The following is a 16,627-nucleotide window of genomic DNA, read 5'->3' on the forward strand; positions in this document are numbered from 1 at the left end:
CGTATTGCGAAATGCACTTGAGGTGGATTAGTTCCGAAACCCTTGTTGGTCCGTATGTTCGACGGCTTGATGAATGGACGGGACGGTAACAATCTTGGCAGAAGAATACAACTTGAACGGGAATTAGCAGGGTTGGCAAACAACGGCGGCCCGTATGATTAGAGCGCGCCGGAGGCTCAAACCATTTTCACATACTTGATGAAAGGTGTTACTTTCGCGATCCTGTCATAGAGTTGGCGTGCCGTCCTGTTGTCCTGGTTGGTTGTCCAATAGACCGAGTGGGCGCCAGCCTTGGCGGCCTCGGCATGGACGGCTTCGATCAATGCGCGACCGATACCTTTGCCGCGCACGTCGGGGTCGGCATAGAGATCCTGAAGATAGCAAACATCCTCTATGCTCCAGTTGTGCCGATGAAACAGGTAGTGCGTTAGCCCGACAGATTGGCCTTCAAACTCGGCGATGAAGCCGCGATACTCGTGACTGGCACCGGAAGTCAGCCTTGCGAATGTTGTTTGGTAGACTTCTTCAGGCACTGTGGTCTCGTAAAAGGCTAGATAAGCAGTCCAAAGCCGACGCCACTGGGCCTCGTCGGATTTTTGCAAGGGGCGGATTTGAACGCTCATCTATATTTTTCTCCTGATCTGCCAGGCGAGATTAGGGTTGCGAATTAATGAGCGCAAGAGGTTGAAATTAGCCGACAACCCTACTGGTGCAATCCAACCAACCGTCCTATATTTGGGTTGGCGTTCTGCGCTTCTCGACAGGAGAGACATATTCCCCGGGGCCTTAATGATCCCTTAGGGAGCTGTCCCTGAGGAGGCCCGTGGGCTTCTTCACACGGCACCCACCTACTTTGTAGGTTCCCGGGATCGACTTCTCCATCGGTTGTGTGGACGCCGCTTTGAATTTTTGTGCTCATCCGAGCTGGACTCCAGCTTCCAGCCCCTCATGAAGTCACCCGCTTGAAGCACCTTTCCTCCATCAAAGACCTGAAGAAGAATTTGAGGCTCGAAGCTCTGGGCCGCCGCGATGCGCTTTCCACGGAGTATCGGATCGAAGCATCAATGCGCATCGCCGACGCCGGCGTCGCGACCCTTGTTGTAGATCCGGGGACCAACGTCTCCGGTTTCTGGCCGATCCGGTCGGAAGTGGATTTGCGCCCTCTGCTTTTCCATATGCGCGAAAAAGGTGCGCGGTTGTGCCTTCCGGTTATCATCGACAAGCAGACGATTCTTTTTCGCGAACTCGTGCGCGGTACGCCGATGGTCGAGACGGGCTTCGGCACGGTAGGGCCGCCCGAGGATGCGGCGGTTCTCGATCCTTCGTTCATGCTGGTCCCCCTTGCCGCTTTCGATGAGCGCGGTCATCGTATCGGCTATGGTGCTGGCTACTATGACCGGGCAATCGCGCGACTGAAGGAGATTGGCGTCAATCCACGGTTGATCGGCGTGGCTTTTGACTGTCAGCAGGTAGAAATCGTGCCTGATGAACCGCATGATGTGCCGCTGGAGGCCGTCCTGACGGAAAGCGGGTTGCGCAGCTTTGGCTAGATCGATAAAGCCAATCAACAATTACGAGCCCCGAAGGAACGGGCGCTCTCACTCAGGATGTGCGCGTGAGATTACTTTTTCTTGGTGATATGGTGGGCCGCTCTGGCCGTACAGCCGTCTATGAACAATTGCCGGGCCTTATCTCCGATCTGAAACTCGACTTTACAATCGTCAACGGTGAAAATGCGGCCGGAGGCTTTGGCATCACCGAAGAGATTTTCCACGACACGATCAATGCTGGTGCGGACGTCGTCACCACCGGCAATCATGTTTGGGATCAGCGTGAGGCGCTGGTCTTCGCCGCGCGCGAGCAGCGCTTCCTGCGGCCTGCCAATTTCCCGCTGGGGACGGCGGGAAAAGGTTCAGGCATATTCCTTGCCAAAAATGGTGCCCGCGTACTCGTCGCCAACATCATGGGACGGGTTTTCATGCATCCGGATTTGCATGATCCCTTCACGATAGCCGAAGAAATCCTGGCGGCATGTCCGCTCGGTGAACAGGCGGATGCGGTGGTCTTTGATTTTCACGCGGAAGCGACGAGCGAGAAACAGTGTTTCGGCCATTTTGTCGATGGTCGTGCCAGTTTCGTGGTGGGCACTCATACACATGTGCCGACGGCAGACGCGCAGATACTCAATGGGGGAACCGCCTATATGTCCGATGCCGGAATGTGCGGAGACTATGATTCCTCGCTCGGAATGGACAAGGAAGAACCGCTCAACAGGTTCCTCTCTAAAGTGCCGAAAGGCCGGTTCGAGGCTGCAAATGGGAAAGCCACCATCTGCGGCGTCGGGGTCGAGATTTCCGACCGCACCGGCCTCGCCGAAAAGATCGCTCCCTTGCGTCTCGGTCCAAGGCTTGAAGAAACTATCCCCTCTTTCTGGAAATGAGTTGACCGAACGGCGCACGCTCACCTAAGTCGTGTCATCAATTTGCACCATCCGGGCCACAGCAACACAGGAACGACCCCCATGGAAGCGCTACTCTCCTATTTCGATTTCATCTACACGCCGTCAGGCTTTATAGCCCTCGTCACGCTTGTCGTGATGGAGGTTGTGCTCGGTATCGACAATCTCATCTTCATTTCAATTCTCACCAACAAGCTGCCGAAGGAACAGCAGGCGCGCGCCCGCCGACTCGGTATCAGCGCGGCGCTGATCCTCAGGCTCGTTTTGCTGTTCACAATTTCGATCATCGTACAGCTGACAGAACCAGTCTTCGAGGCTTTCGGGCACGGTTTCTCTTGGCGCGACCTTATCCTTATCGCAGGTGGTCTGTTTCTGGTGTGGAAGGCCACGAAGGAAATCCATCACACGGTCGACCACGAGGATGCCAAGGAAGATGTCATCGGCAAAACAGTCACGCTGTCCATGGGTGCCGCCATCGTCCAGATACTCGTGCTCGATTTGGTATTTTCTGTCGATTCCATCATTACCGCTGTCGGCATGACTGATGAAATCGCCATCATGGTTATCGCCGTGCTCGCTGCCGTGACTGTTATGATGCTGGCAGCCGAGCCCTTGTCGAAATTTATCGCCGACAATCCGACTATAGTCATGCTTGCGCTTGGCTTCCTTTTGATGATTGGTATGACGCTGATCGCCGACGGGTTTGGTTACCATGTTCCCAAAGGCTACATCTATGCGGCCATGGGCTTTTCCGCTCTTGTCGAGGCGCTGAACATGCTGGCGCGTCGCAGAAAAAAGTAATGTTGACTACAGTTCGACTACCTTAACGCGTGCTAGAGGATTTGCATCAATGACCCAGACCACTTTTGCCGAGGCTTTCGTTCCACTTAAACTCGCTAACCGATCGCTCGCATACAAAGCGCTAGCAGTGGTGATCGGCACTGCTTTTCTTGCGGTGAGTTCGTGGATTTCGGTTCCGATGATTCCAGTGCCAGTCACCATGCAGACCTTCGCGGTCACCATGGTAGGCGCTCTCTATGGCTGGCGGCTCGGTGGCATCACCGTCATCGCATGGCTTCTCCAATCTTTCGTCGGATTGCCTGTTTTGGCCGAGGGCATGCCGGGCCAGATTGCCTTTGCAGGCCCAACAGCTGGATATCTGTTTTCCTTTCCCGTTGTTGCGGTATTCGTTGGTCTTCTCGCGGAACGTGGGCTGACGCGTAATCCATTCGCGGCTTTCGGTGTCATGCTTCTCGGCAATGCGCTATGCCTTGTGCTCGGTGGGGCGTGGCTGGCAAATCTGATCGGCCTCGAGAAGGCATGGATTTTCGGTGTTGCACCATTCATCATCGGCGGCGTCCTCAAATCGGCGCTGGCTGCCGCAACGATCGAAATGTTCCGCCGCTCAGGTATCCGCATCTCTTGACGGTCAAGCTTCGCGCACACCATCTCCTTTGTATGCTGACCTATATCGGTAGAGGCTACAGCCCGGCCTTTACCGCAAACTACGACAGGGTTATTGCTAGATTGGTGGCGGGCGAAGATATCCTGATTGAGGAGGGGCCGGACGATATCTGTCAGCCCCTTCTTGCGACGACCGAACCGCATTGCTTGCGCGACAGCGTTGTTGAGCGCGATACCAAGGCGATGCATGACGTTGCTGATCTGCTTGGCAGGCCGCTTCAGGTCGGCGCTACTATAAATCTTGAGGCTATGACGGTCCGAAAATTCCGCGATGCCTTCGCGAAGGGCCAAACCCGTCGCGCTTGTATCGGTTGTGAATGGTTTGAACTGTGTTCCGCGATATCGAAAGCCAACTACCAAGGCACCAAACTGAAGTTTGAGTGAACGGCGAAGCGACTGGCGCTGGACGAAGCGCCGCTTTTTACCTATAAGAGCGCCATTCCAGAAGCATGTTTCCGCTCGGTGCAGCCCGCAACTTCATTGCAGGGCCCTGAAGTGAAACATCAACAACCGCAAGAAAGCACGCAGGGGTGCCATGGCAGGCCATTCACAATTCAAGAACATCATGCACCGCAAAGGGCGCCAGGATGCCGTTCGGTCAAAGATCTTTTCCAAGCTCGGGCGCGAAATCACGGTTGCTGCCAAGCAGGGTCTCCCTGACCCGTTGATGAACCCGCGCTTGCGCCTGGCCGTACAGAACGCCAGGGCGCAGTCGATGCCAAAGGACAATATCGAGCGCGCCATCAAGAAGGCGTCCGGTGGCGACGCCGACAACTACGAGGAAGTCCGCTATGAGGGCTATGGCCCAGGCGGCGTTGCCGTCATCGTCGAGGCATTGACGGACAATCGAAACCGCACGGCCTCTAACGTGCGTGCGGCCTTCACCAAGGCTGGTGGCGCCTTGGGCGAAACCGGCTCCGTCGGCTTCATGTTCAATCGCGTTGGTGAAATCACCTACAAGCCCGAGGCAGGCAGCGCTGACAAGGTTATGGAAGCTGCGATCGAGGCTGGAGCCGACGATGTAGCGAGTGACGAAGAGGGCCATGTGATCCTGTGCGCTTTCGAAGACATCGGCGACGTTTCAAAGGCGCTGGAGGCCGCACTCGGTGAAGCGGAATCAATCAAGGCGATCTGGAAACCGGCGACGACCGCTCCGGTTGATGAAGAAAAGGCGCAGTCGGTTCTTCGTTTGATTTCAACGTTGGACGATGATGACGACGTGCAGAACGTTTACGCGAACTTTGAAGTGAGCGACGAAGTTCTGGCCAAGCTCAGCGCAGCTTAGTCCCATTTGAAAATAATGACCCGCCAGGAATGTCCTGGCGGGTTTTGTTTGAGCTTAGTTGACCGGCCCGTCACCGCCAAGAGCTTCCATGTGCACGTCAGCCGGCTTCACGCCGGTGGCGCGATTGACCAGAATGGTAACAACCCATAGCACCACACCGATCCCGATGAGTATCCCGGCGATCTTGTATTGCACTGGGTCGCGGCCCGTCCAGGGGCCCGCGAAGAAGGCGCAGCAGATTGCACCGACGATTGGCAGAAACGTCGGAGTGCGGAAGTGATCGTGATCGACACTTTCTTTTCGCAAGACCAGAACGGCAATGTTCACGATCGTGAAAACGAAAAGAAGCAATAGCGCTGTCGTGCCACCAAGTGCCGGAACCTCACCAACAAACAGGATGAGGGCAAATGCCAGCAATGTCGTAAAGGCGATCGCCAGATATGGCGTGCGGCGTCTGGCGTGTACCTTGCCGAAAATCGGCGGCAACACGTGTTCGCGGCTCATGCCGTAGACGAGGCGGCTCGCCATCAACATGTTGATCAGGGCGCTGTTGGCAACGGCGAACATGGTGATAAAGCCGAAAATCCATAGCGGGAAATTCGGCGCTCCAGCCTGGACGACCTTGAGCAGCGGGGTTTCGCCCTCGCCGAGATCGGCAGGCGTAACGAGGGTGATGGCGGAAATAGAGACCAGCACATAGATGATGCCGGTAATGAAGAGACCCGCCAGCAGCACTTTTGGAAAAATTCCCGACGGATTCTTGCATTCCTCAGCCATGTTGACCGAGTCCTCGAAGCCGACCATGGCGAAAAAGGCGAGGGTGGTCGCGGCCATAACCGACCAGAAGACGCTGGTATCCGGAGATGTCGCAAATTGCGTGATGCGGGAGACGTCGCCCTGACCGGCGGCAATGGCCCATAAGCCGATGAAGATGATGATCAGAAGGCCTGTCAGCTCGACCATGGTCAGAACCACATTGGCCTTGACGCTCTCACCAACACCCCGGAAATTCACGGCCGCGACGATGGCCATGAAGGCAAGTGCGACGAGCGAGATACCGATCCCGGTTTCCAGATTGAGCTGAAACGCCCCCGAAAGGTTAGCGGCGAATGCACGCGATGCAGTCGACGCGGAGGTGATGCCTGAACACATGACAGTGAAAGCGACGATGAAAGTTATGAAGTGGATGCCGAAGGCCTTGTGCGTATAAAGCGCGGCACCCGCTGCTTTCGGATATTTCGTCACGAGCTCAAGATAGCTGAAGGCGGTAACGACGGCGACGATGAAAGCCACGAGGAACGGCAGCCAGACGACACCGCCAACCTGCTTGGCAACTTGTCCAGTCAGCGCGTAGATGCCGGTGCCTAGAATATCGCCGACGATGAAGAGGAGCAGGAGCCAGGGGCCCATGACCCGATGAAGACTTGGCTCGATCGCCGCTCCTGAAGCGTTGCTACCTGAAGTCATGTCCGTCATCGGGTACTCCCTCCCTTGTACATGCAGATACGCGTTTGAAAAAACTATTGGCGAAACAGTAGCTTGTCAAACGAGAGGGGCGAACAACAAAAACGGCCCCGAAAATTCGGGGCCGTTTTCAAAATCCGGTGTGCTGGAAAAACTTATATGCCGAGATTGGCGAAACGGCTCTTGAACTTCGATACGCGGCCGCCACGGTCTGTCAGCTGCTGCGAACCACCGGTCCATGCCGGATGCGTGGAGGGGTCGATATCGAGGTTCATCGTATCGCCTTCCTTGCCCCAGGTGGAGCGGGTCAGGTATTCTGTGCCATCGGTCATGACGACCTTGATGGTGTGGTAATCTGGATGAATCTTGGCTTGCATCTGTATCGTCCTAAACTAGAGGGCACAAAACCAGCGCCACTGCCTAAGTGGGGTTCCGGTCGGAGCCGATTGGTAGAGATGAAGCCAAACGTCACAGGGGCGTGGGCTTCCAAAACTGTTGGCGAGCCTATACATCAGCCTTTAAGCAATAACAAGGCCGTCTGGCCGCAAAGTCGCAAAGCGATGTGAGGAAGACCTGAGACATGGCCGATAGGGATCCATCTCACCTTCAAGAGACGGAAAGAAAGCGTCGCTCCTTGAAACCGCTGCGGCGCATCTACCCATATATGTCTCGCTATCGGGGCATGATAGCTGGCGCGCTTGTCTCCCTGGTGCTGGCGGCGGTAACGACGTTGACACTTCCGCTGGCTGTCCGGCGCATGATCGATCATGGCTTTACCGGCGCAAATGGTGCTTTTATCAATAACTATTTTGGTATGCTGGTGGTGCTTGCAGCGCTTCTGGCACTCGCTTCGGGGGGGCGATACTATTTCGTTATAACACTTGGTGAGCGCATCGTTTCGGATTTGCGTCGTGATGTATTCGATCACCTGACGCGGCTTTCTCCGGCTTTCTTCGATGGTACGCAATCGGGAGAAATTGTCTCGCGCCTTACCGCAGACACGACACAGATCAAATCGGCGGTCGGTGCGACGGCGTCGGTCGCGCTTCGCAATCTCATCCTTGCCTTAGGCGCAATCGTGATGATGGTCATTACGAGCGCCAAGCTGTCGGGACTTGTTATTGCGGCAATTCCGTTGATCATCATTCCGTTGGTTGCTTTCGGGCGATCCGTGCGTCGCCGTTCACGCGCCGCCCAGGATACTCTGGCCAATGCCACGGCCTATGCCAGCGAATCCATTGTCTCGGTGCGCACGCTGCAGGCATTCACCAACGAGAAACTAGCAACAACGCGCTTTGGCGCATCCGTAGAAGATGCGTTTTCGGCAGCGCGTTCATCGGTCAAGGCTAGGGCTATCTTGACTGCCTTTGCCATCTTCATGATCTTTTCCAGTGTCGTCGCCGTGCTTTGGTTTGGCTCGCGTGATGTACTTTCCGGTGCGATGACTCCTGGAACACTTGGCCAGTTTCTGCTCTATGCGGTGTTTGCCGCAGGGGCGCTGGGAGCGCTTTCCGAGGTTTGGGGCGAGCTGTCACAGGCATCGGGTGCAGCCGAGCGGCTGATGGAAATCCTGGCAGAGAAACCGGCAATAGAAGCACCGGCCAATCCTGTCCCTCTGCCGCACCCGGCCATAGGTTCGGTGAACTTCGACGATGTCTACTTCAACTACCCGTCGCGCCCGGATGCTCCGGCCCTGAAAGGTCTCGAATTCAACATCCAACCAGGCGAGACGGTCGCTATTGTAGGCCCGTCGGGCGCCGGCAAGAGTACCGTGTTTTCACTCTTGCTTCGCTACTACGATCCGGTTTCGGGGAGTGTCCGCGTCGATGGGCTCGATCTGCGCGAAGTCGATCCTTCGGATCTGCGTTCACGCATCGCGATTGTTCCACAGGATACAACAATTTTTGCCGCGACCGCCCGCGAGAACATTGGCTTTGGTCGACCTGGAGCTACAAACGCGGAGATAGAAGCCGCGGCCAAGGCGGCGTTGGCGCACGACTTCATCAAAGCATTCGGCGACGGTTATGATACGCAGGTCGGCGAGCGCGGCATCACACTGTCCGGCGGTCAACGCCAGCGCATGGCCATCGCGCGCGCCATCTTGCGCGACGCGCCTATCCTATTGCTCGACGAAGCAACGTCCGCGCTCGATGCGGAGAGCGAAATGCTGGTGCAGAGGGCTCTCGACCATTTGATGCAAGGCCGCACAACGCTGGTTATCGCGCATCGGCTCGCGACCGTGCTGAAGGCCGACCGTATTCTCGTCATGGAGAACGGACGCATTGTCGAGGAAGGCACGCATCAGACTTTGGTCAAGAAGAACGGCATCTATGCCAGCCTTGCCAAGCTGCAATTCGAAGCGGGCGCCGATGCCTTCAGGGGCGCCGCGGAATAACGGCGTGCTTGCCGTTTCGTGGATAGAGTAAAAATTAGAACGTTTTGACGGGTACTGTAAGTGCTCGGAATCGGCACAGGCAAGGTGCGTGGTTCGTTCTTCGACAAGCTCAGAATGAGGCGCACCATGAGGGAGGTGGGTTGATTGCAGGGAGCCAGGAACGGCAACGTTGATGCCTATCGCGGCGTCGCCGGTTATCGTGCAGCCACCCAACTCCCTCATGGTGAGCTTGTCGAACCACGCACAGCAGTTTTGCCCATCCGGCTGATCAGCACTCTTGAAGCGTCCAATCTCAAAATAATCGTGGCTGTTTATCCACGCCCCCAAAACCTCGCTTATTCTATTCCCGTCCTCTTCACGGGAACTGCTTCCGGAGCCGTTCGAAGTGGGGAGAGGATCGGCGCCTCCGATGGCGGGTAACGGACCCGCTGTCCGGGGAAGTTCTGTCCAAGGGTTCCCCTGCCGGTACTACGACTGGCGTGTGCTGGACGAGCACTTCGAAAGGGGCTTTCGGCAGCGGGTGACGCAATTCAGCCAACGCGGAAGGCCTCCCAAGCGGAACGGACGGGATCAAAAGTCGCCGGACGGGCGGTCTTCGGATCGCATTATTATTCTACAAAGACGCGCTTCGACGACCGCCCGTCTTCCCACAATGAAAGCAATGGCCAGACTCAGGATGAGGGCGTGGCAAGGGGGAAGCACACCCTGTTCTTTGACAAGATGGGAGCGCTCTAGCGTTCAGTCAATTTCAGCTCAATACGACGGTTACGGGCTCGTACTTCCGGTGTGCCACCAGGCTCCAGCGGTTGGAACTCGCCGAAGCCCGCGGCGACGAGACGGTTTGCTGGAACACCGTTGGCAATCAGGAACTTCACGACGGAAATGGCGCGTGCGGAGGAAAGCTCCCAATTGTCCTTGAACTGGCCAGTTCCGGAAAGAGCGACGTCGTCTGTATGGCCATCGACGCGCAGAACCCAATTGATATCATCGGGGATTTCCTTCTGCAGATCGATCAAGGCAGTCGCAAGCTTCTTCATCTCTTCCGAACCGGCCGGATTAAGGATCGCAGTTCCTGATGGAAACAGCACTTCCGACTGGAAGACGAAACGGTCGCCGACAATGCGGATGTTCTCCCTGTCGGAAAGAATTTCCCGCAGACGGCCGAAAAAGTCTGAGCGGTAGCGATTGAGCTCCTGCACGCGTTGCGCGAGAGCGACGTTAAGCCGCTTGCCGAGGTCGGCAATCTTGGCGTTCGATTCCTTGTCACGCGACTCCGATGCGTTGAGCGCCTCCTCGAGGGCACCGATCTGTTTGCGTAACGCCATGATCTGTTGATTAAGAATCTCGACCTGCGAAAGTGCGCGAGCGCTGATTTGTTTTTCGTTCTCAAGCCCGGTCGAAAGCTCGGTGATCTTGCCTTCGGCCGCCGCTCCGGCGCCGGCACCTTGAGAGAGCAGAGACTGAAGCCGCGATTGCTCGTTCTGCGCACTGGTGAGCGATGCCTGCAAGTTGGCGATCGTATCCTCCAGGTCCTGCTTGTTGCCCTGTTCCAGCGACAATAGCTGTGTGAGCTCGTTGATCTGCGAATTAAGGCGATTGAGAACCGCGTCCTTGCCGGTGATTTCCTGGCTCAAGAGAAACTGCGCAAGAACGAATACCGAGAGCAGAAACATGATCGACAGGAGTAGCGTCGACAGCGCGTCGACAAAACCCGGCCAATAGTCAATATGGCGAACGGCTTTGCGGTTACGACCGAGGGCCATCAGTTTGCCTTGTCACGAGCGATAGCATCGCCCAATTTGGCAAGGGTCTGACGAATGGCCTTTTGTTCGTCCGACTGTTTCTCCACCCAATCGCGCATCATCTGCTGCTCGGACCGCATGTTCTTCACAAGCCCCTGAATACCTTCGGCAAGGCTTGCCAGAGCGGCCGTTGTGCGCTGGCTCGATCCGCCGGTCTCCTGAATGTTTTGCAGGCGTTCCGACAATGCGCGCAGTTCATCGGAGGCACCACTACTCGCGGCATCGAGCGCGTGCAGGTCGGAGCCAAGATCCGTGACGCTTGATAGCCAGTTTTCCAACTCTGTGTAGAAGCGGTTTTGAGCACGACCCGCCTGCAAATCGAGAAAACCAAGTATGAGTGATCCGGAAAGGCCAAAGAGCGAGGAGGAGAACGCCGTGCCCATACCACGGAGCGGAGACTGAAGACCGGCCTTCAGCGAGTCGAGGACGCTATTTGCATCGCCCGCTCGCGGGTCGAGCGACTGAATGGTCTGGCCGATGGAGCCGATCGTTTCGAGAAGTCCCCAAAAGGTTCCCAGAAGACCGAGAAATACCAGGAGACCGATGAGATAACGGGAGATATCACGGGTTTCATCAAGCCGTGCAGCGATGGAATCAAGCATGGAACGCATCGCGCTGGTTGAAAGCGCCATGGATTGGCGTCGTCCGATGAGGGCGCGCATCGGCGCGAGCATGATTGGCTTGGCGTTCGGATCATTGTTGCCCTTCCGGAAAGAATTGACCCAGCGAACCTCAGGAAACAACCGAATTACCTGGCCAAACCCAAGGAGGATACCCACGACAAGAACGCCGACGATCAAGCCATTGAGACCGGGATTGGTGGTAAAGAAGACCGATATCTGGCGAAACAGAATGGCGGCAAGAAAGGCAACGATTGCCAGAAAGATCGCCATCGATAAAAGCACGAACCGCGGGCTGGAGAGCCGGTAAGGATCAAAATCATCGCCGTCCATACCCTGGCGGGTCGAACTGAAATCAGCCATCGTGTCGTCTCCGCATCGCAATCCGGTGCACCTAACCGATGCACAATGAACATAAAATCACTTTGCCTGCATGCTTTTCGCGCAAGTCAAATCGATTTCTGCGACCCTAACCGAAATTATGGTGAAATTGAAAGGTGCCCGAAAGGCTGAATTGCTCTTGTTTGAGCAAAACTTCGTTGTTGTTCCGGACATGCAACAAATGCAGCGATTAGATTGGTTTTTTCAAGGTCTTTAGAAGCGCGCGTTGAATTGCCTCATTACCCGCAATGATAGCTTTACTTTCGATCACATCTTGCTCGCCATCGAAATTTGTGACGAAGCCTCCAGCCTCACGGATCATGATGATACCGGCGCCAATATCCCACGGTGAAAGACCTTCTTCCCAGAAACCGTCGAGGCGGCCTGCTGCTACATAGGCCAGATCGAGCGCCGCCGCGCCCATGCGGCGGATACCGGATACTTCGGCCATGACATTGCGCATCTGCAAAAGATAGTTGCCGTGATCGCCGCGACCGAGGTGGGGAACGCCGGTACCTATGACGGAGTCGACCAGCTTGCTGCGACCTGAAACGCGTAGCCGGCGGTCGTTGAGAAATGCCCCACCGCCGCGCTCCGCTGTGTAGAGCTCGTCCATGGCCGGATTGAAAATGACGCCGGCCACGATCTGGCCTTGACGCTCAAGTGCAATCGAAACGGCAAAAATCGGAATGCCATGCAGGAAATTGGTGGTGCCGTCGAGCGGATCGACCAGCCATCTGTGTTGGCCGTCAGTGCCCTCGACAACGCCCGATTCTTCCATCAGGAAGCTGTAGTCGGGACGGGCCCGGCGCAGTTCGGTGTAGACGATTTCCTCGGCCTTCTTGTCGGCTTGGCTGACATAGTCACCAGGTCCTTTCAACGAGACCTGCAGGTTTTGTACTTCGCCAAAATCGCGAGCGAGCGAGCGGCCGGCTTTCATAGCAGCCTGCACCATTACATTGAGAATCGCTGAGCGCGCCATTTCGGGTTATTTCTCCGTCAAAATCAAAATTAGCTTAATCGGCGCGGCGAACATAAGTCAGTTCGTTTGTATCAACGACGATACGTTCGCCCGACGAGATAAAGGGGGGCACAAGAACGCGAATGCCGTTTTCCAGGACTGCCGGTTTATAGGAAGACGCCGCTGTCTGACCCTTGACGACCGGATCGGCCTCGGTGATTGCCAGCGTTACATAGTCCGGAAGCGAAATGCCGATCGGGCGCTCATCATAGAGCTCGACCGTCACCATCATACCGTCCTGAAGGAAGGCGGCGCGGTCACCAACAAAATCTTTTTGCAGTTCGAGCTGTTCGTAACTATCGGTGTCCATGAAAATCAACGCTTCGCCCTGCTCATAGAGGAAGGAGAAATCCTTCTGCTCAAGACGAACCTTCTCAACGGTCTCCGCAGAGCGGAAACGCTCATTCAGCTTCGTACCATTGATGAGGTTTTTCAGTTCCACTTGATTATAAGCACCACCCTTGCCGGGTTTGACATGATTGGTCCTGACAGCAACCCAAAGGCCGCCATCATGTTCAATCACGTTGCCGGTGCGGATTTCATTGCCGTTGATTTTCATTTGTCTACTCGGATTTGTGTTGGATATCCGCGCCAGTCCTGCGGCGGCGGTCAAGAATGGCGCTCCAAGACCACAAATTCGTCAAATAGGCAAGAGTGGGCACGAAAACAGCCACAAGGCGTTCTTCCGATTTTTACCCACGAGCTCAGGCGGCCAACGCCGTTTCCGCCAATGAGACCCAGTAACTGATGCCATAAGGAATCGCATCATCATTAAAGTCATACGCTGAATTGTGCAGGCTCGCAGTATCGCCATTGCCGATAAAAACAAAGGCGCCGGGCCGTTTCTCCAGCATATAGGAGAAATCCTCGGCGCCCATCACGGGCGGCATGTCCGTCGTCACTGCTGCGCTGCCAACAATCGTCTGGGCGACGCTGACAGCGAACTCGGTTTCCCGCGCATGGTTGAACGTTACGGGATAACCTTGATGATATTTGACCTCTGCCTTGCCGCCAAAGACCGCAGCAGTCAATTCAGCGACTTGGGTCAGCCGTTGTTGCGCGAACGCTCGAACGGCCGGCGAAAGTGTCCTTACTGTACCGCCAAGCTTGATGATATCCGGGATGACATTGGATGCGTCACCACCGTTGAGCTGCGTTACGGATATGACCAGTGAATTCAGAGGATCAGTCTCACGTGAGATGATTGACTGCAAGGCAAGAATGATATGGGCGGAAATCACCACGGGGTCGATCGCCGATTGAGGCTTTGCCGCATGACCGCCCCGCCCTGTTACCGTTATCTCGAACTCGTTGGTCGCCGCCATGATCGAACCCTTGCGAGTAGCGAATTGACCAATTGGCAGGCCGGGTGCGTTATGCATGCCATAAACTTCGCTGATCCCGAAACGCTCCATCAAACCATCGTCGATCATGGCAAGCGCGCCGGCACCGCCTTCTTCGGCAGGCTGAAAAATGACAGCGATCGTACCTTTGAAGTTACGGGTTTCGGCAAGATACTGTGCTGCACCAAGTAGCATTGCGGTGTGGCCATCATGGCCGCACGCGTGCATCTTTCCGGGTATATTGGACGTCCAGGATTTCCCGCTCGCTTCGGTTATCGGCAAAGCGTCCATGTCCGCGCGAAACCCGATCACTGGCCCATCGCCATGCCGCCCTCGAATAATGCCGACCAGGCCGGTCTTGCCAATGCCGGTCTCGACGCTGTCGCAGCCAAAGTCGCGCAGTTTCTCGGCGGCAAACCGCGACGTTTCATGCACGTCGTACATGAGCTCCGGATTTTCGTGCAGGTGCCTGCGCCATTCGGCGACGTGTTGCTGCATCTCGTGAGCGCGGTTGATCAACGGCATTTTTGGATTCCCATCGACTGGTTGCGGTATCGGTACGTTCCGAAATCTATTGCGCCGATAATCAGCGCGTCAACGTTTTGGATCAAGACGAGTTCACTGCAATTTATTTGCTTCCGTGATTGCGGCTTGGGTCTGGCTATCATCAAGGCCGGCCATGAATGATTCAAGCTCGGGATCATTCAGCCCTGCACGTTTGGCCACGATGTACCATGCAGCAGCCTTGATGAAATCGCCCTCGACGCCAATACCGTCGCGGTAAAGTTTGGCGAGACGCGCTTGCGCTGCGACATTGCCGCCCGTTGCCGCACGCAACATCCAGCCGAACCCAGCTTTATAGTTTTTTGCTCCGCCACGGCCCGTAACGAGCCAGCTCCCCAGATCGAGTTGAGCCGTGTCGTATCCCTTCACAGCGGCTTTCGCCAAATACTGCCGCGCCTTTGCGTCATCGCGCGGAATAGTCAGTGTGCCGTTCGCGAGAATCTGGCTCAGCGCATATTCCCCATCGGGAAGACCCTTGTCTGCAGCTTTCTGGAACCAGGGATAAGCATTTTCGACACCTGTGGCGCCCGGTCGTTCTTGCAGCAGGATTTGACCAAAATTGAACTCTGCCGGAGCATTTCCAGCGTCTGCGGCGGCTTTCATCAATTCCTTGGCCCTCTTGGGGTCCTTTGGAGCATATTTCCCCTGGAGCAGAATCACAGCGTAGCGGAATTGTGCTTCCGGTAATCCCTGATCGGCAGCTTTGCCGTACCAGTTTGCGGATTCCTGCATATTAATCGGGACGCCAAGACCACGCGCCAAAATTTCTGCAAGCAAGACCTGGGCATTTGGATCGCCGGCCTCCGCCCGCGGCAAAGCCAGGTTGTAAGCCGTTTTGTAGAGACCGCGTTGGTAGGCGCCAAAGGCGTCATCTTCCGGACCTTTGCCAAACCGCGTCGGGTTGATGGTATCGAGAGCCGGATCATTGGGTGATTTAGGCTTGGCTTGCTTGGGAGTCGTTTCGGGCGAGGCCGGCATGGCGGGTGCAGGAGTCGTCGTCGGTTCCGCCGCAGGTGTTTGAGCGGTTTGGGCAAGGCCTTCCGCGACAAAAACCGGCATGGCCATCAGTGCGGCCGCAATAGAACAGACGAGCTTTCCTGATCTTGCTCCCATAGAATTATTCCTCAAATTTAGGCGCGTGCTCGTCAAGAAGCCGGTTGGCCTCCCGGACAGCCCCTGCAGGATCTGTTCCATCAAAAACAGCCGAACCAAGAGCGATGAATTCCGCACCCGTTGCTACGGCCTCGGGGATGCTGTCGAGGGTGTTGCCCGCCTGAATGATGCAAGGAATTTCAACCATGGAAGCCCACCAGTCGGCAAGATCGATGTTGCGCGGGTGCGCTCCCGGCTTGTTGTCAGCGCCAATTTTGCCGAACAGAACATAATCCGGTTGAGCTTCACCAATTTCCAGCGCGGTGTGACGATTCTTGATATTGCCGGTCCCGACGATCATTTTGGGCGAAAAGCGCGTCACATTGGCTGCAATATCAGCTGCCGGACCCTCGATATGCAGACCATCTGCCTTGACCCGGCCAGCGATCTGGGTGTTGCCGACGATAATTGCTGCTACACCGGCGTGCTGGATGATCGGAACGGCAATTTCAGCCAGGGTCTGGAACAGAGCCTCATCCGCTTCATAGGCGGGCAATAATACCGAAGCAACATCTCCGCCGGAAAGCGCATCGCTAAGCAGCTTGGCAAGTTCATCTCGGTTTGCAGTCGGAGGGGCGATCAAAACGATACGGCAGCGTTGAGGCGTCGGTTCGATGTTCATGGGTTGCGACCTTACAATCGTTCTTCATAGACCGGGCAATCGTGATGGAATTCGGG

Annotated in this window: 17 protein-coding genes and 1 other RNA gene; 8 read left to right on the forward strand and 10 right to left on the reverse strand. The window is 56.0% G+C overall.

Annotated features, from left to right (window positions below):
* Positions 1–176 precede the first annotated feature (176 nt).
* Entirely contained in the window at positions 177–623 is a 447-nt protein-coding gene (locus tag PHA01_RS15750; protein ID WP_271897046.1) for a GNAT family N-acetyltransferase, read from the reverse strand.
* A gap of 119 nt (positions 624–742) precedes the next feature.
* On the opposite strand from PHA01_RS15750, the gene ssrS reads away from it, so the two are divergent.
* The 7 genes from ssrS to PHA01_RS15785 all read left to right on the forward strand — a co-directional run bounded on the left by ssrS (position 743) and on the right by PHA01_RS15785 (position 5,207).
* Positions 743–899, forward strand: a non-coding RNA gene (gene ssrS, locus PHA01_RS15755) — 6S RNA.
* 63 nt (positions 900–962) lie between these two features.
* Positions 963–1,550, forward strand: a complete 588-nt coding sequence (locus tag PHA01_RS15760) for a 5-formyltetrahydrofolate cyclo-ligase (protein WP_271897048.1) — start codon at positions 963–965, stop codon at positions 1,548–1,550.
* A 65-nt stretch (positions 1,551–1,615) separates the two neighbouring features.
* Positions 1,616–2,440, forward strand: a complete 825-nt coding sequence (locus PHA01_RS15765; protein ID WP_271897049.1) for a TIGR00282 family metallophosphoesterase — start codon at positions 1,616–1,618, stop codon at positions 2,438–2,440.
* Positions 2,441–2,521: 81 nt separating this feature from the next.
* On the forward strand, positions 2,522–3,259 hold the full coding sequence (locus PHA01_RS15770) for a TerC family protein (protein ID WP_271897051.1): 738 nt from the start codon (positions 2,522–2,524) through the stop codon (positions 3,257–3,259).
* A 49-nt stretch (positions 3,260–3,308) separates the two neighbouring features.
* On the forward strand, positions 3,309–3,884 hold the full coding sequence (locus PHA01_RS15775) for a biotin transporter BioY (RefSeq protein WP_271897053.1): 576 nt from the start codon (positions 3,309–3,311) through the stop codon (positions 3,882–3,884).
* A gap of 32 nt (positions 3,885–3,916) precedes the next feature.
* Positions 3,917–4,306 carry a DUF1284 domain-containing protein gene (locus tag PHA01_RS15780; protein WP_334312029.1) on the forward strand — a complete coding sequence of 130 codons (390 nt, stop codon included), beginning with the start codon at positions 3,917–3,919 and terminating at the stop codon, positions 4,304–4,306.
* Between the two features lie 151 nt (positions 4,307–4,457).
* Positions 4,458–5,207 (forward strand): YebC/PmpR family DNA-binding transcriptional regulator, encoded by a 750-nt coding sequence (locus PHA01_RS15785; RefSeq protein ID WP_112523780.1) that lies wholly within the window; start codon positions 4,458–4,460, stop codon positions 5,205–5,207.
* Between the two features lie 54 nt (positions 5,208–5,261).
* On the opposite strand, the gene PHA01_RS15790 is transcribed toward PHA01_RS15785, so the two are convergent.
* Positions 5,262–6,683, reverse strand: coding sequence for an APC family permease (locus PHA01_RS15790; protein WP_271897058.1), 1,422 nt, complete (start codon positions 6,681–6,683; stop codon positions 5,262–5,264).
* A gap of 143 nt (positions 6,684–6,826) precedes the next feature.
* The gene (gene rpmE, locus PHA01_RS15795) at positions 6,827–7,048 is read right to left on the reverse strand and encodes a 50S ribosomal protein L31 (protein ID WP_112523777.1); all 222 of its coding nucleotides are present in this window, start codon (positions 7,046–7,048) and stop codon (positions 6,827–6,829) included.
* Between the two features lie 203 nt (positions 7,049–7,251).
* Between rpmE and PHA01_RS15800 the strand changes: the two genes are divergently transcribed.
* Entirely contained in the window at positions 7,252–9,066 is a 1,815-nt protein-coding gene (locus PHA01_RS15800; RefSeq protein ID WP_271897061.1) for an ABC transporter transmembrane domain-containing protein, read from the forward strand.
* Between the two features lie 731 nt (positions 9,067–9,797).
* Here the strand turns inward: PHA01_RS15800 and PHA01_RS15805 are convergent.
* From PHA01_RS15805 to PHA01_RS15835, 7 genes are all read right to left on the reverse strand, one after another.
* On the reverse strand, positions 9,798–10,829 hold the full coding sequence (locus tag PHA01_RS15805) for a peptidoglycan -binding protein (RefSeq protein WP_271897063.1): 1,032 nt from the start codon (positions 10,827–10,829) through the stop codon (positions 9,798–9,800).
* A complete protein-coding gene (locus PHA01_RS15810; RefSeq protein ID WP_112523768.1) occupies positions 10,829–11,851 on the reverse strand; it encodes a MotA/TolQ/ExbB proton channel family protein in 1,023 nt (340 codons plus the stop codon). The genes PHA01_RS15805 and PHA01_RS15810 overlap by 1 nt, the downstream gene beginning before the upstream one ends.
* A gap of 208 nt (positions 11,852–12,059) precedes the next feature.
* On the reverse strand, positions 12,060–12,851 hold the full coding sequence (locus PHA01_RS15815) for an inositol monophosphatase family protein (protein WP_271897067.1): 792 nt from the start codon (positions 12,849–12,851) through the stop codon (positions 12,060–12,062).
* 34 nt (positions 12,852–12,885) lie between these two features.
* The gene (gene efp / locus PHA01_RS15820) at positions 12,886–13,449 is read right to left on the reverse strand and encodes an elongation factor P (protein WP_106719145.1); all 564 of its coding nucleotides are present in this window, start codon (positions 13,447–13,449) and stop codon (positions 12,886–12,888) included.
* A gap of 145 nt (positions 13,450–13,594) precedes the next feature.
* Complete coding sequence (locus tag PHA01_RS15825; RefSeq protein ID WP_271897071.1) at positions 13,595–14,758, reverse strand: M20 aminoacylase family protein; 1,164 nt, start codon at positions 14,756–14,758, stop codon at positions 13,595–13,597.
* Between the two features lie 93 nt (positions 14,759–14,851).
* On the reverse strand, positions 14,852–15,910 hold the full coding sequence (locus PHA01_RS15830; protein ID WP_271897073.1) for a tetratricopeptide repeat protein: 1,059 nt from the start codon (positions 15,908–15,910) through the stop codon (positions 14,852–14,854).
* Positions 15,911–15,914: 4 nt separating this feature from the next.
* On the reverse strand, positions 15,915–16,571 hold the full coding sequence (locus PHA01_RS15835; RefSeq protein WP_271897075.1) for a thiamine phosphate synthase: 657 nt from the start codon (positions 16,569–16,571) through the stop codon (positions 15,915–15,917).
* Positions 16,572–16,627: the final 56 nt, after the last annotated feature.

Origin of the sequence: Candidatus Phyllobacterium onerii (genome assembly GCF_028331445.1) — a bacterium.
GTDB classification, from domain to species: domain Bacteria; phylum Pseudomonadota; class Alphaproteobacteria; order Rhizobiales; family Rhizobiaceae; genus Phyllobacterium; species Phyllobacterium onerii.

Excerpts from the sequence above, each read along its gene's own strand:
- PHA01_RS15750 (WP_271897046.1), bottom strand. The coding sequence starts at position 623 with ATGAGCGTTCAAATCCGCCCCTTGCAAAAATCCGACGAGGCCCAGTGG.
- PHA01_RS15790 (WP_271897058.1), bottom strand. The coding sequence starts at position 6,683 with ATGACGGACATGACTTCAGGTAGCAACGCTTCAGGAGCGGCGATCGAG.
- rpmE (WP_112523777.1), bottom strand. The coding sequence starts at position 7,048 with ATGCAAGCCAAGATTCATCCAGATTACCACACCATCAAGGTCGTCATG.
- PHA01_RS15770 (WP_271897051.1), top strand. The coding sequence starts at position 2,522 with ATGGAAGCGCTACTCTCCTATTTCGATTTCATCTACACGCCGTCAGGC.
- PHA01_RS15815 (WP_271897067.1), bottom strand. The coding sequence starts at position 12,851 with ATGGCGCGCTCAGCGATTCTCAATGTAATGGTGCAGGCTGCTATGAAA.
- PHA01_RS15800 (WP_271897061.1), top strand. The coding sequence starts at position 7,252 with ATGGCCGATAGGGATCCATCTCACCTTCAAGAGACGGAAAGAAAGCGT.
- PHA01_RS15805 (WP_271897063.1), bottom strand. The coding sequence starts at position 10,829 with ATGGCCCTCGGTCGTAACCGCAAAGCCGTTCGCCATATTGACTATTGG.
- PHA01_RS15835 (WP_271897075.1), bottom strand. The coding sequence starts at position 16,571 with ATGAACATCGAACCGACGCCTCAACGCTGCCGTATCGTTTTGATCGCC.
- PHA01_RS15825 (WP_271897071.1), bottom strand. The coding sequence starts at position 14,758 with ATGCCGTTGATCAACCGCGCTCACGAGATGCAGCAACACGTCGCCGAA.
- PHA01_RS15785 (WP_112523780.1), top strand. The coding sequence starts at position 4,458 with ATGGCAGGCCATTCACAATTCAAGAACATCATGCACCGCAAAGGGCGC.
- PHA01_RS15780 (WP_334312029.1), top strand. The coding sequence starts at position 3,917 with ATGCTGACCTATATCGGTAGAGGCTACAGCCCGGCCTTTACCGCAAAC.
- PHA01_RS15810 (WP_112523768.1), bottom strand. The coding sequence starts at position 11,851 with ATGGCTGATTTCAGTTCGACCCGCCAGGGTATGGACGGCGATGATTTT.
- efp (WP_106719145.1), bottom strand. The coding sequence starts at position 13,449 with ATGAAAATCAACGGCAATGAAATCCGCACCGGCAACGTGATTGAACAT.
- PHA01_RS15830 (WP_271897073.1), bottom strand. The coding sequence starts at position 15,910 with ATGGGAGCAAGATCAGGAAAGCTCGTCTGTTCTATTGCGGCCGCACTG.
- PHA01_RS15775 (WP_271897053.1), top strand. The coding sequence starts at position 3,309 with ATGACCCAGACCACTTTTGCCGAGGCTTTCGTTCCACTTAAACTCGCT.